The 13,533-nt window shown below is 68.2% G+C and carries 12 protein-coding genes and 1 riboswitch; of the genes, 4 read left to right on the forward strand and 8 right to left on the reverse strand.

Annotated features, from left to right (window positions below):
• Positions 1–92 precede the first annotated feature (92 nt).
• Both WHX56_RS22780 and WHX56_RS22785 read left to right on the forward strand, forming a co-directional pair.
• The gene (locus WHX56_RS22780) at positions 93–1,052 is read left to right on the forward strand and encodes a LysR substrate-binding domain-containing protein (RefSeq protein WP_338879093.1); all 960 of its coding nucleotides are present in this window, start codon (positions 93–95) and stop codon (positions 1,050–1,052) included.
• A gap of 109 nt (positions 1,053–1,161) precedes the next feature.
• The gene (locus tag WHX56_RS22785; RefSeq protein ID WP_338879094.1) at positions 1,162–2,403 is read left to right on the forward strand and encodes a CoA transferase; all 1,242 of its coding nucleotides are present in this window, start codon (positions 1,162–1,164) and stop codon (positions 2,401–2,403) included.
• A gap of 71 nt (positions 2,404–2,474) precedes the next feature.
• On the opposite strand, the gene WHX56_RS22790 is transcribed toward WHX56_RS22785, so the two are convergent.
• The 8 genes from WHX56_RS22790 to WHX56_RS22825 form a co-directional block, all read right to left on the reverse strand.
• A complete protein-coding gene (locus WHX56_RS22790; protein WP_338879095.1) occupies positions 2,475–4,877 on the reverse strand; it encodes a DNA internalization-related competence protein ComEC/Rec2 in 2,403 nt (800 codons plus the stop codon).
• A gap of 192 nt (positions 4,878–5,069) precedes the next feature.
• The gene (locus tag WHX56_RS22795; RefSeq protein WP_338879096.1) at positions 5,070–6,044 is read right to left on the reverse strand and encodes a tripartite tricarboxylate transporter substrate binding protein; all 975 of its coding nucleotides are present in this window, start codon (positions 6,042–6,044) and stop codon (positions 5,070–5,072) included.
• A gap of 88 nt (positions 6,045–6,132) precedes the next feature.
• Positions 6,133–7,008, reverse strand: coding sequence for an HpcH/HpaI aldolase/citrate lyase family protein (locus WHX56_RS22800; RefSeq protein WP_129242145.1), 876 nt, complete (start codon positions 7,006–7,008; stop codon positions 6,133–6,135).
• An 11-nt stretch (positions 7,009–7,019) separates the two neighbouring features.
• Entirely contained in the window at positions 7,020–7,793 is a 774-nt protein-coding gene (locus WHX56_RS22805; RefSeq protein ID WP_338879097.1) for an enoyl-CoA hydratase/isomerase family protein, read from the reverse strand.
• Between the two features lies 1 nt (position 7,794).
• Entirely contained in the window at positions 7,795–9,003 is a 1,209-nt protein-coding gene (locus tag WHX56_RS22810; RefSeq protein ID WP_338879098.1) for a CoA transferase, read from the reverse strand.
• A 32-nt stretch (positions 9,004–9,035) separates the two neighbouring features.
• Positions 9,036–9,968, reverse strand: a complete 933-nt coding sequence (locus WHX56_RS22815; protein WP_129242142.1) for a 3-keto-5-aminohexanoate cleavage protein — start codon at positions 9,966–9,968, stop codon at positions 9,036–9,038.
• A 10-nt stretch (positions 9,969–9,978) separates the two neighbouring features.
• Positions 9,979–11,145, reverse strand: coding sequence for an acyl-CoA dehydrogenase family protein (locus WHX56_RS22820; RefSeq protein WP_338879099.1), 1,167 nt, complete (start codon positions 11,143–11,145; stop codon positions 9,979–9,981).
• Positions 11,146–11,194: 49 nt separating this feature from the next.
• Positions 11,195–11,698 carry a MaoC family dehydratase gene (locus tag WHX56_RS22825; RefSeq protein ID WP_338879100.1) on the reverse strand — a complete coding sequence of 168 codons (504 nt, stop codon included), beginning with the start codon at positions 11,696–11,698 and terminating at the stop codon, positions 11,195–11,197.
• An 87-nt stretch (positions 11,699–11,785) separates the two neighbouring features.
• On the opposite strand from WHX56_RS22825, the gene WHX56_RS22830 reads away from it, so the two are divergent.
• Positions 11,786–12,805 carry an NADP-dependent oxidoreductase gene (locus WHX56_RS22830; RefSeq protein ID WP_338879101.1) on the forward strand — a complete coding sequence of 340 codons (1,020 nt, stop codon included), beginning with the start codon at positions 11,786–11,788 and terminating at the stop codon, positions 12,803–12,805.
• Positions 12,806–13,276, forward strand: a complete 471-nt coding sequence (locus WHX56_RS22835; protein WP_129242138.1) for a MarR family winged helix-turn-helix transcriptional regulator — start codon at positions 12,806–12,808, stop codon at positions 13,274–13,276.
• Between the two features lie 52 nt (positions 13,277–13,328).
• Positions 13,329–13,460, forward strand: a riboswitch (TPP riboswitch).
• The last annotated feature ends 73 nt before the right edge of the window (positions 13,461–13,533 follow it).

Here is a 13,533-nt window from a genome sequence, read left to right on the forward strand (position 1 = left end):
TTGAATCGCCAGCGACAATAGGACATCGCGATCCCGGTATATGACGAATCTATGGCCGGCCGGGACATCGCCTTCGCATTGGCAAGAGACTTATGGAACTCAGACAGCTACGCTATTTCTTGAGGATCGTGGAACTCGGGAGCATGTCGAAGGCGGCGAAAGACCTGTACATCGCACAGCCCGCGCTCAGCTCCCAGATCACGAACCTGGAATCGGAGCTCGGCGTCCGCCTGCTTGCGCGCAGCGTGCGCGGCGTGAGTCCCACCCGGGCCGGCGACGCCTTGTATCTACATGCGCAGGCAGTGCTGCGGCAGATCGAACGATTGAAGTACGACGTGGCGAACACCGATGCGCTTCCTGGCGGCCCCGTCTCCGTGGGCCTCCCGACCAGCGCGGCGAACGTGCTCGCGGGGCCGCTGATCGCCGCGGTCCAACAGCGGTATCCGGACATCCAGCTCCGGATAGTGGAAAGCTTGAGCGGGCATTTGCAGGAACTGGTCGCCACGGGACGGCTGGAAATCTCGCTCTTGTTTGAAGCGGCGCCCGGAACCCGATCGCTTCCCAAGGAAGTCCCGCGGACGGCAAACGTCCAATGGATACCCTTGATCGACGAAGACCTCTATCTTCTGGCAATGCCGTCCGGGGGCCCGGGCGAGCCGCCGGCGGCGTCCCTGGAAGAAGCCGCGCGCATCCCCCTGGTGCTGCCAGGGAAGGCGAACGTCACGCGCCAGATCATCGAACGCCGCTTTGCCGACGTCGGGCTCACTCCGTCGGTCATGATGGAGCTTGATTCCCTGTCGACGATCCAGTCCATCGTCGAAAGCGGGCAAGCAGCCACGATCCTCTCGCTGTCGGCCCTCGTGGGCGCGGGCGTTCGCGAAAAACTGTCGGTGCGGCCGGTTGACGAGCCGCCGCTGCGCAGGCGGCTGTCTTTGTGCAATTCGGACGTGCTGGGCATGGGAGCCGCCGCCGAGGTCATAGGCGCCCTGATCCCGGAATTGGTGCGCGACCTGGTTGCTTCCGGCCGATGGGCGGGAGCGCACCTGCTGTAAGCGCGCCGGGCGCGATAGCTTTCGGGTATGCCCCCAGCGGAAAGTCCTATGGCGTTCCCGTTCCAGGTTCTGCTTAGACTGGCAAAAGATGACAGTCCAGGTGGAGCTTATGGAAAAAATACTGACGGGGACCGTGGTGCTCGATTTGACCCGCTTCTTCTCGGGCCCCCAAGCCACGCTGTTTCTGGCCGGGCTCGGTGCCGAGGTCATAAAGATCGACGATCCCGCCACCGGCGACCCAACCGCGTTCTCTCCTCCGTTTGCCGGCCCGCAAGGCGTGTCATTCCACCGCAAGACGCAGGCCGATATGGGCATCGCCTATCTGAAGCGGGCGCGTGGAAAGAAGTCGGTCTGCCTGAACCTGAAAGACCCGGAGGGGCGCGCGGCCTTCATGAGGCTCGTCCGGTCCGCGGACGTGGTGGTCGACAACTTCAGCGCGGGCGTAGCCGACCGGCTGGGCATCGGCTATGAAGCGCTGCGAGAGGTCAATCCGAAAATCGTCCATTGCGCTTTGACGGGCTATGGCTCGACGGGCGCCGAACGGCATCTCAAGGCATACGATCTCATGGTTCAAGCCGCCGTGGGGATGATGAGCATCACCGGGCAGCCCGACGCCCCTCCGGCCAAGGCCGGATCCCCGGTATCCGACGCCATCGCCGGCACTTTTGCCGCCACGGGCATCCTCGCCGCCCTTCTGTACCGCAACCGGACAGGCGTGGGGCAGTCGGTCGACGTATCAATGGCCGACTGCCTGTTTGCGTTGATGTTCGACGAGCCTTTCGACTGCTATGACTCGTTGGGATTGCCGCTGCGCCAGGGCAATCGGATCATGCGGTTTTCGCCCTTCAACGCTTATCGAACGCTGGACGGATGGATCGTGGCAGGCGCCGCGACGCAGGATGACTGGAACGCGCTATTGCGGGCAATGGACAGGGAGGACTTGGCGGAAAACGCCCAAATAAACAGTCTTCCCTGGCGCCTGGCCAACAATGCCGCCGTGGACACCCTGGTTTCGAACTGGGCCGGGCAATTGGAATCCGCGGAAGTTCTACGGCGCCTCAACGACGTCAAAGTACCGTGCAGCCCGGTCCGCGAAATCGGCGAGGCCATGCAATGGGGGCAATTGAAAGAACGTGAAATGATGACGCCCCTCTGGAATCCGCTGGCACGGGCTCCCGTGGAAGCGCAGGGCCCCGGGTTCCCGATCAAGTTCAGCGCAAGCAAGGCCGCGTACGACACGCCGGCCCCGGTTCCCGGCCAGCACAGCCGCGAAGTCCTCATCGATCTTGGGGGGCTTTCCGCAAGCGATGTCGACGCCCTGGCCAAGCGCGGCGTCATCTCCGCGCCCTGAATCCCGCCCCGCGGAAGGGGCCCCGGTTCGGATCCTGCCGGGCCATTGGCTCCGCCGTGGCCGGCGGCCCCTCAGTGCCCATGCCAATACCGCCGCCCGCGCTCCCGCTCGGCCCATACCTCCAGCCCGTCCGGGCCTGAGCGCGCCGTCACCGCGCCGTCGCGGTCGCTGCGCCAGAACGCCGCGCCCGCGCGCGTCCACCGCAGTTCCACCGCGCGGGCCGGGTGGCGGAAGCGGTTCAGGTGGCCGGCCTGCGCGATCGCGTGGCCGGCGGCCGTGGCGGCGACCAGCTCCCGGCCCGACGACGACGACGAACCATGGTGCGGAGCCAGCACCACGTCCGTGGCGGGAAGCCCGGACGCGGCCAGTTCGCGCTCTTGCGCCACGCCCACGTCCCCGGTCAGCAGCAGCGAATGGGCCGCGCCTTCCACGCGCAGCACGCAGCTTTCCGCGTTGCGGTCTTCCGGCGCCCCGTCGCCGTCGCGCGCCGGATGCAGGAACGTGAACGTCACGCCGTCCGCTTCCCACTGCTGCCCGCGCCGGCATCGCTGCGCCTCGCGCGGCGGGGCGGCTGGCAGCTTGCCCGCATCCGGCCATAGGCGGGCATCGCGCCGCAGGAACGCCGCCAGGTCGAACGAGGCGTAGCCGCGCAGCACCGGCACCGCCGCCAGCACGGCTTGCGCGCCGCCGACGTGGTCGATATCGGCGTGCGACAGGACCAGCACGTCCAGCCGCCGGATGCCGCGCGCCTGCAGGAAGGGCGCGACCACGCGCTCGCCGGCGTCGCTGCCGCCATGGTGGCGCGGCCCGGCGTCGAACAGCAGGGCCTGGCTGGCCGTCTCCACCAGGATGGCGCTGCCCTGCCCCACGTCCAGGGCGCTCATGCGCCAGTATCCCGGTTCAGGCCTGTCCGGACGCCAGAACAGCAGGGGCAGCATGCAGGCCCACCCCAGCCGCCGGCCCGGCCATCCGCGAACCTGCAACGCCCAGGCCATGCCGGCCACCGCCAGCGCCAGCCACGGCCAGGGCGCCGCGGCCACCGGAAAGCTGGCCCACTCGGCGTTGCCCACCCAGGCGACCGGGGCCATGGTCAGCTCGAACGCATGCAGACCGGCCCGCCCCGCGAGCGCGGCCATGCCTTCGGCGCCCGGCACCGCCGACAGGGCCGCGCACAGCAGCGCCAGCGGCGTCACGATGAACGTCACGGCGGGAATCGCCACGGCATTGGCCAGGGGCGAACCCAGCGACACCTGATGGACCAGGTACGCCAGCAGCGGCGTCAGGCCCAGCGTCACCATGAGTTGCAGCCGCGCCGCCTGGGCCAGCCGCGCCGCCCAGCGCGCCTGCCAGCCGGCCTCCGCGTCGAACGGCGCGTCCGCGATGCGCAGCAGGACGGCAACCGCCCCGAACGACAGCCAGAACCCCGGCGCCAGCGGCGCCCACGGATCCAGCGCCGCCACCGCCGCGGCGGCGCTGGCCAATACCCTGTCCGCCGACACGGGCAGGCGCGACACGGACGCCGCCAGCACCACCGACAGCATGAAGAAGGTGCGGCGCGCCGGCACGCCCCAACCGGCCAGCAGGCAATACAGCAGCGCGGCGATGGCGGCGGCGGCCCCGCCCGCCGCGCGCGCGGGCGCGTATTCGGCCAGGCCCACTCCCCGCCAGCGCGCGCGCCGCCAGATGGCGGCCACCAGCAGGCCCGCGATGCCGGCGATCGACGTGACGTGCATACCGCTGATCGACACGAGATGCGTGATGCCGCTGCGGTTGAACAGGCGCCAGTCCTCGCGCGCCACGCCCGCCTGGTCGCCGATCGCCAGGGCGATCAGCACCGGCGCGTAGCGGTGCTCGCCCAGCGCGGCGCGCAAACCCTCCCTGACGCGGTGGCGCGCGCGCTCGATCGCGACGCCCGGCGTCGCCCACGGCCGGTCGGCCAGCAGACGGGGCTGTCCGCGCACCGTGCCCACCGCGCGCAGGCCCCGCGCGAAGAGACGCCCTTCCGCGTCCGGCCCGTCGGGGTTCAGCAGGCCGTGCGGGCGCCGCAGCACCAGCGCCATGCGCCACACCTGCCCCGGCATCAGCGTGGGCAGCCCCGCCTGCGCGCCCGGCGCCGCCTGCCAGGCGACCTGGATGCGGGACGGAACGCCCGGCGCGGCGGGCTCGTGCAGTTCGGCCACGAAACGCTGCCCGCGCTCGTCGCCATCCGGCAGTTCGGCGATGCGCAGCACCAGCCGGGATACGGCGTCATGGTGGACGTCCCCCAACCCGTCGTCCAACCGCCATTGCGCCCGCGCGCCGGCATTGAGCAGCCCCGCGCACAGGCCCAGCGCCAGGGCCGAACACGCCTTCGCGCCCCCATGGCGCAAGCGCAGTAAAGCGGCAAGCGCCAGCAGGCACGCCCCCGCCAACAGCCACGCCGCGCCGGCCCCGGGCAGGCGCGGCGCCACCTGCACCAGCCCCGAGCCCGCCACGAACGCGATGCAGAAAATACGGCCTGTGATATACGCCTCCCGAAACGGGACAGCGTAGGCGCAAGCGTTGCGAAGCGGGCTGCGGCTGGGGCGGTTTTATCCGCCTCGGGTGGCCGCGTACGCCCGGCGGTAAACCGGCGCCCGGCAACGCCGGCTAGGCGCGCAGCGTCCGCGATTTCGCCCGCAGGCGAGTCATTCCGGCTGAATGCCCGCCTGCCTGACCTTGTCTCCCCAAACCTTTTCCTGTTGCACCACGAAGGGTCCGAACTCCGACGCCGGCGCCGGCATGGGCTCCGCCCCCAGTTGGACCAGCTTGCCCTTGATCTCTTCCGACGACACGATCTTGTAGAGCTCGTCGCCCAGCCGCTGGGCGATAGGCGGCGGCAGCTTCGCGGGCCCGAAGATTCCGACCCAGGCGGCCAGGTCGAACCCGGGCTGTCCCAGCGCCTCGGATACGCTGGGGAGGCTCGGCGCCAGCGAACTGCGTTTCTCGGTCGATACCGCCAGCGCCTTCAAGGTGCCGGCCTGGATGTGGGCGGTGGCCGATGCCAGGTCCACGAACATGAACGTGGCGCGTCCGCCGATGATGTCCGTCATCGCCTGCGGCGTGCTCTTGTAGGGAATGGCCGTCGCCTTCAGCCCGGTCAGCTTGTCGAACGAGGCGGCCGAGATCTGGCCGGTGCTGTTGCCATAGGCATAGTTCAGGCCCTGGGGATTGGTTTTGCCGTAGCGCAACAGATCGTCGACGCTGTTGATCGGCAACTTGGCGCTGACCGCCAGCACGAACGGGAAATTGCAGACCTGCACCAGCGGCGTGAAATCCTTGATCGGGTCGTAGCGGAGGTTCTTGTACAGGTAGGGATTGGAAGAATGGGTGGTGTTCGTGGCCAGCATGATCGTGTAGCCGTCGGGCTGGGCGCGCGCCACCATGTCGGCGGCTATCTGGCCCGAAGCGCCGGGCCGGTTCTCGACGATCACGACCTGCCCCAGGGCCGCCTGCAGGCGCTCGCCGATCAGGCGGGCGACGATGTCGCTGGCGCTGCCCGCGCCGAATGCCGTGATCAGTTTCACGGGCTGGGATGGATAGTCCGCCGCCTTCGCGGGCCCCGCCAGAGTCAGCGCGAGCCAGGCGGCGGCGCATAGCGGCTTGAATACGGAACGCATCATGTCTCTCTCCTTGAAGAGGCGCCGGCCTTGTTCCGGACGGTCGCCGTGGGCTCGGGACAGGACCTTCGTCGGTCCCGCCCCAGCGGGTTCAGCCTGCGGCCGGGACGCTGGCCAGAATGCGCATCGCCTGCTTCAGATGCGGGCGGTCCAACATTTCTCCGTCCAGTTGCAGCGTGCCGGCCCCGGGCGCCTGCTCGAACGCCTGGACAATACGGCGTGCGCGCTCGACATCCGCGGGATCGGGCGTGAATGCCTCATTGATGGCGGCCACCTGGTCCGGATGGATCGCGATCTTGCCGGTGAAGCCCGCGCGCCGCGCCCGCGCCGCGTCCTTGCGCAGGCCTTCCGTATCCCGGAAATTGCCCCATATCGTGTCGATGGCGGGCACGCCTGCCGCGGTGGCGCCCAGCAGGCAGAGAGAGCGCGCAAGCTGATACGTAAAGTCGTACTCGCCGTCCTCGCGCCGATTGCTGGCCGCTCCGAGCACCGCGGCCAGGTCTTCCGCCCCCCAGGTCAGCCCGCGCAAGCGCGGGCTGCAATCCGCATAGCCGCCCAGGTTGAACATGGCGCCCGCGGTCTCGGTGGCAACCGGCATGATGCCGATGGCGCCGGGCTCCAGGCCTTCGCGCGCTTCCAGCGCGGTGAGGTAGTGGTCCAGCGTGACGATGGCCTGCGCGCCCTGGCCTTTCGGCAGCAGAATGGCGTCGGGCGCCGACCTCACCACCGCCGCCAGGTCGTCCAGCGCCAGGCCCGAATCCAGGGGGTTGATGCGCACCCACAGTTCCGGACCCGACGCGGGACGCGCCGCCAGGTATTCCCTCACGATGACGCGCGCCGCCGGCAGCCGCGCCGCGTCCACCGCATCCTCCAGGTCCAGGATCAGGGCGTCGGCGCCGGCGGCCGGGGCCTTGGCCAATTTGCGCTCGCTATCCCCGGGGACGAACAACATCGATCTCAATGCCATTTTCTTGCTCCTCACTGTCCTTGAAATCTCGGGGCGCGCCGTTCGGCGAATGCCCGCGTACCTTCGGCGACATCCTGCGAGTCCTGCAACAGGCGCAGGAACAACTGTTCCAGCCGCAGGCCCGTCGCCAGGTCGGCATCGCGGCTGCGCAAAGCCAGTTCCTTGGCCGCCTGCACCGCGAGCGGCGCATTGGCGGCTAGCCTGCGCGCATACGCCATGGCCGCCGGCAGCAGTTCCTCGCGCGGCACGACCCGGTTCACCAGGCCCCAGCGGTTGGCGGCGTCGGCGTCGAAGGCATCGCCCAGCAGCAGCATTTCCATGGCGATGGCGTGCGGCAATTGCTGGGCCACGCGCTGGGTGCCGCCATTGGCCGGAAAGACGCCGCGCTGGACTTCTGTCAGGCCGAAGGTGGCCGTGGGCACGCACACCCGCAGGTCGGTGGCCAACAGCAGCGTCATGCCGCCTCCCAGGCAGTGCCCGTTGACGGCGGCGACGACGGGTTTCCATACTTCCAGCCCGCGGTTCAGCAGTTGGCCCTGCTGCGTGTGCATCAGCGCCGCCAGACTGGGCGGCGCTCCGACGAACGACTTCAGGTCCGCCCCCGCGCAAAAGGCCCGGTCTCCCGCTCCGGTGATAACCGCCACGCGGATCGCGTCGTCGTCGCGGACCCGGCGCCAGGCCTCGGACAAGGCGTCATAGTGCTCGCGGTCCAGCGCATTGCTTTTCTCGGGGCGGTTGATGGAGATCAGCGCCACGCCGTCCTGTTCTTGAAAATCGATGGACATCTCAGGCCTCCTTCCCTGGCGCCGCGCCGGCCCGCGGCGCCAGCGCGTCCAGGTAGCGGCCGATGGCGGCCGGGCCGTAGCCCAGCTCGGCCAACACTTGCCCCGTGTGCTCGCCCACTCTGGGCGGCGGCGATGCCGGTCTGGGCCGCTGGCCGTCGAAACGCAGCGGTTGCGACACCACGTTCAGCTCGCCGTGCGCCGAATCGGCGAAGCGATGGATCATTTCACTGGCGGCCATGTGCTCGTGCGCCAGCAGTTCGCCCACGCCCTGGATGGGCGCGCAGGGAATGCCGGCGCGCGCCAGCCGCCGGATCCAGGCGTCCCGGTCGTCGCCGCGCATAATCTCCGACACCAGCTCCAGCACTTCCCGGCGGTTGTGCACACGGTCCGCGTTGGTGGCATAGCGCGGGTCATCCGCCAAGCCGGGCCTGCCGGCCTCGTTGCAGAAGGCGCGCCACAGCGAATCGTTCGCGACGCCCAGCAGCAAGGGGCGGTCGCTGGCCTCGAACACCTGATACGGGCACAGGGACTCATGGGCCGAGCCCCAGCGGCGCGGCTCGCTGCCACGCTCCCAGTAGCTTTGCATCACGTAGCCCATGAACCCGACCGCCGTATCGAACAGCGACGCCTCGACCTTGCAGCCCTTGCCTGTGCGCAGCTTGCGCACCACGGCGGCCAGGATCCCGGTGGCGGCGTGCATGCCCGTGGCCTGGTCGATGGGCGAGATCGGGCTGCGAACCGCCGGTCCGTCTTCTTCTCCCGTGATGGACATCATGCCGCAGAATGCCTGCAGGATGACGTCGTAGCCCTTGCCCTTGTTCAGCGGCCCTTTGCTGCCGAAGCCGGAGATACTGCAATACACCACGTCCGGGCGCAGCGCCGCCGCGCTGTCGTAATCGATACCCAACCGTGCCGCCACCCCGGGGCCGAAACTCTCCACCACGATGTCCGCCGTGGCGATCAGCCGCTGCGCCGCTTCGCGGCCCTCGGGCGATTTCAGGTCCAGCGCCACGCTGCGCTTGTTGCGGTTCACGCTCAGGAACACCGTGCCGTCGTCTTTCCGGAACGGCGGCCAGCGGCGGGTGTCGTCCCCCTTGAGCGGCTCCACCTTGATGACCTCCGCCCCCATGTCGCCCAGATACTGCGTGCACAAGGGGCCAGCCAGCACCTTGGAAAAATCCACCACCCTCAACCCTTGCAAAGCATCCATTGCATCCGTCTCCTGCGCGCGCCTCGCGGCGCTCAAAAAGCGACGTTGTCGCCGCCCTTGGTTTGAATCATGGCCCGCGCCTCGTCGGGCGTCGCGATTTCAAGCGACAGCTCTTCCAGGATGCGGCGGATCTTCGCGACCTGTTCGGCGTTGGACGTGGCCAACTTGCCGCGGCCCGCGTACAGGCTGTCTTCCAGCCCCACGCGCACGTTTCCGCCCAATAGCGCGCTGGCGGTGACGAACGGCATCTGGTGGCGGCCCGCGGCCAGCACCGACAGGTAATAGTCATCGCCGAACAGGCGATCGGCGATGGTGCGCATGTGCAGCAGGTTCTCGTGGTCGGCGCCTATGCCGCCCAGGATGCCGAAAATGCACTGCAGGAAGAACGGCGGCTTGGCCAGGCCGCGGTCGACGAAGTGCGCCAGGTTGTACAGATGGCCGACGTCATAGCATTCGAACTCGAATCGCGTGCCCAGGTCCGACAGTTCGCGCAGGCCTCGGTCGATCTGCGCGAACGTGTTCGACAGAATGAAATCCCGCGTCATTTCCAGATAGGGCTTTTCCCAATCGAATTTGAATTCGCTGACGCGGTCGCCCGCGCCCGCGATATTGAAATTGAGCGATCCCATGTTCATGGACGCGACCTCGGGCTGCGCCCATTTGGCCGGCGCCAGCCGCTGGTCCAGCGACATGCCCAGGCCGCCCCCCGTGGTGATGTTCAGGATGGCGTTGCTGCGGGCCTTGATCTCGGGCAGGAACTGCGCGAACAGCTTCGGATCCTGGTCGGGCCTGCCGGTCTCCGGATCGCGCGCGTGCAAGTGCAGCATGGCGGCTCCGGCCTCGGCGGCCGCTACCGCGTCGTCCGCGATCTGCCTGGGCGTGATGGGCAGGTAGGGCGACATCGACGGCGTGTGGATCGAGCCGGTGACGGCGCAGGTGATGATGACTTTGGGGGATTTGCGCATGCTTGTCTCCTCAATACGATTTGGGCAGGCCCAGTACTTTTTCGGCGATGTAGCAAAGAATCAATTGCGGCGAGACCGGCGCAATGCGCGGCAGCACGGCCTCGCGGAAATACCGTTCGACGTGGTATTCCTTCGCGTAGCCCATGCCGCCATGGGTCAGCACCGCCGTCTCGCAGGCGCGGAAACCCGCCTCGGCGCAGAAGAACTTGGCCGCGTTGGCCTCGGCGCCGCAAGGCTGTCCCTGGTCGTACAGCCAGGCGGCGCGGCGGTACAGCAGTTCGGCCGCCTCCAGCTCCACCCAGCGTTCGGCCAGCGGATGCTGCACGCCCTGGTTCTGGCCGATGGGCCGGTCGAACACGATCCGCTCGCCGGCGTAGGCGGCGGCCCGGCGCAAGGCCGCCCGCCCCAGTCCGGTCGCCTCGGCCGCCAGCAGGACCCGTTCGGGATTCAGGCCGTGCAGGATGTAGGAAAAGCCCTTGCCTTCCTCGCCGATGCGGTCTTCGACCGGCACCTCCAGGCCGTCGATGAACAGCTCGTTGGAATCGACGGCCTTGCGCCCCAGCTTTTCGATTTCGCGCACGCTGACGCGGCTGCGGTCCAGGTCGGTGTAGAACAGGCTCAGGCCCTGAGTCGGCCCGGTCACCTGGTCCAGCGGCGTCGTGCGCGCCAGCAGCAGAATCTTGCTGGCCACCTGCGCCGTCGATATCCAGATCTTCTGGCCATTGACCACGTAGCGGTCGCCGCGGCGCACGGCCAGGGTGCGCAGCTTGAGCGTGTTCAGGCCGGTATTCGGTTCGGTCACGCCGAAGCAGGCTTTCTGCTCGCCGCTGATGATGGGCGGCAGCCAGCGCGCGCGTTGCGCGTCGCTGCCGTGCACCACCACCGGGTGCAGCCCGAACACATTCATGTGGATGGAGGACGCGCCGGCCATGCCCGCTCCGGAAGCGGCCACGGTCTCCATCATCAGCGCGGCTTCCTGGATGCCCAGGCCTGCCCCCCCGTATTCGGCCGGCATGGCCACGCCCAGCCAGCCGGCGCCCGCCATGGCGCGGTAGAAGTCCTCGGGGAAACCGCCTTCCCTGTCCTTGCGGGTCCAGTAATCGTCGTCGAATCCGGCGCACAAATCCTGTACGGCGTGGCGGATGGCGATCTGCTCGTCGGTAAGCGCGAAATCCATGGGCTGCCTTTCGAATGAAGGAAAAATCGGCGCAAGCCGGCCGGCGGCTTCAGGCGGCCTGGCGCAGCATCAGCGCCACGCGGCGGCAACTGGCGACCAGTTCGTCTCGCTGGTTGTAGGCGCTATGGCCGAACACCACGATGCCGTTCTGCGGACGCGAACGGCTGTCGCGCAGTTCCAGCACCTCCGTTTCCACCCGCAAGGTGTCGCCGGCGAACACGGGGCCGGGAAAGCGCACCTCGTCCCACCCCAGGTTGCCCACCGTGGTGCCGAGCGTGGTGTCGCCCACGGAAATGCCGACCATCAGGCCCAGCGTGAACGCGCTGTTCACCAGCGGACGGCCGAACTCGGTGGTCTTGGCGTATTCCGCGTCCAGATGGATGGCGGCCGGATTCATGGTCATGGAGGAAAAGAGGACGTTGTCGGTCTCGGTGACCGTACGCCGCACGTCATGCCGGAAGCATTGCCCGACCTGGAACTGCTCGAAGTACAACCCTGCCATCGTCGTGTCTCCTTGGCGCCGCGTCGTGGAACTTTTGTCCCGCCTGGCCATGGACATCCCGGCCGGCCGCGTTAAAATGAACGCTAACATACTGTATGCATCCATACAATATTGGGAACAACCCCAAGGAGACAAGCAATGACCGGGAATCTGGTGAATCGGCAGGTCATCTTGAAAGAAAGGCCGCTGGGCATTCCGCAGGCCGCGCACTTCGATATCCGCACCGCGCCGGTGCCGGAACCGAAGGAAGGCGAAGTCCTGGTCAGGAACCTGTACCTGTCGGTGGATCCGGCCATGCGCGGTTGGGTCAATGCCGCCGCCAACTACTCGGACCCCGTGGCCATCGGCGAGGTCATGCGCTCGTTCGCGGCCGGACGGGTCGTCGCATCGCGCAATCCGCGCTATCCCGAAGGCTGCCTGGTGATGGGCATGCTGGGCTGGCAGGACTATGCCGTGACCGACGGGCGGGCGATCCGGCGGCGCGTGCTGGAGACCGACTTGCCGCTGTCGCTGTCGCTGGGCGTGCTGGGCCTGAACGGCGTCACCGCCTACTTCGCGCTGAACGCCTGCGGCGAACCTCGGGCCGGGCAGACCGTGGTCGTCTCCACCGCCGCGGGCGCCGTCGGCTCGGTCGCGGGGCAACTGGCCCGCCACCTGGGGTGCAGGGCCGTGGGCATCGCGGGCGGCTCGGCCAAGACGCGGCTGTGCGTGGAGGAATTCGGCTTCGATGCGGCGGTGGATTATCATGCGCCCGAGTTGGCGCAGGCGTTGGCACAGGCCTGCCCCGACGGCGTGGACGTCTACTTCGACAATACCGCCGGGCGCATCAGCGATGCGGTGATCCCGCTGATCAACCGGCACGCCCGTATCGTCGTCTGCGGCACGGCGTCCGTGGCCAGTTGGGATCCATGGCCGACGGGTCCGCGCGTGGAACGGCATCTGCTCAACAAGGCGGCGCGCATGCAGGGCTTTCTGGTGTGGGATTATGAACACCGCTACGAGGAAGCCGTCGCTGCGCTGGCGCCGCTGGTGCGCGAGGGGAAACTGCGCTTTCGCGAAGAAATCCTGGACGGCATCGACGCCGCGCCGGGGTCGATCGCCGATCTCTATCAAGGCAAGAACATGGGCAAGCGCCTGATCCGGCTGGAGGATGCCTGAATGACCGACAAGGCAGTCAATACCGCGCAGGAAAACTGGGACCAGCGGCTGGGCTTCCTGATGCACGATGTGTCCAGGTTGCGCCGCAAAGTCTTCGACGAAGTCATGAAGCCCGAAGGCATCACGCGGTCGCAGTGGTGGGTCATGGCGCACCTGTCGCGGCACGACGGCATGTCGCAAAGCGACCTGGCCGACGTGCTGGACCTGGGCCGCGCCGCGCTCGGCGGCCTGGTCGATCGCCTGGAAGCGCTGGGCTATGTGCGCCGGGGCGCGGACGAACAGGACAGGCGCACCAAGCTGGTACTGCTGACGCCGGAAGGCCGCGCCATGATCGAACGCATGCGCGTCAAGAGCGACGTCATGAGCGAAGCCATCCTGCAGGGGCTCAGCGCCGGCCAACGCCACCAGTTGGCCGACATGCTGAGCCTCGTGAAGCGCAATCTGCTGGCCTTCGACACGTCTCGCGCCTGATGGGCCCGTCCGGGGGAACTTGACAACCCCATCCCGCGCTCGGAACATACGGGAAATCCACCCGGGGAGCTTCGGCAAGAAGCTGAGAATCCGTTGGCGGGCCCGGACCGGGCCCGCAGTGCACGGCGACCCGTCGAACCTGATCCAGATAACGCTGGCGTAGGGACGGTGCCGCGGCCTCGAGCGTGTACGCCACACAGGCGTCGCGCCCAGCCGCCCTCCCCGCCAGCGCGTTCTTCCCGCAAGGACCGCCCGGC

Origin of the sequence: Achromobacter veterisilvae (assembly GCF_037619525.1) — a bacterium.
GTDB lineage: Bacteria > Pseudomonadota > Gammaproteobacteria > Burkholderiales > Burkholderiaceae_B > Achromobacter > Achromobacter veterisilvae.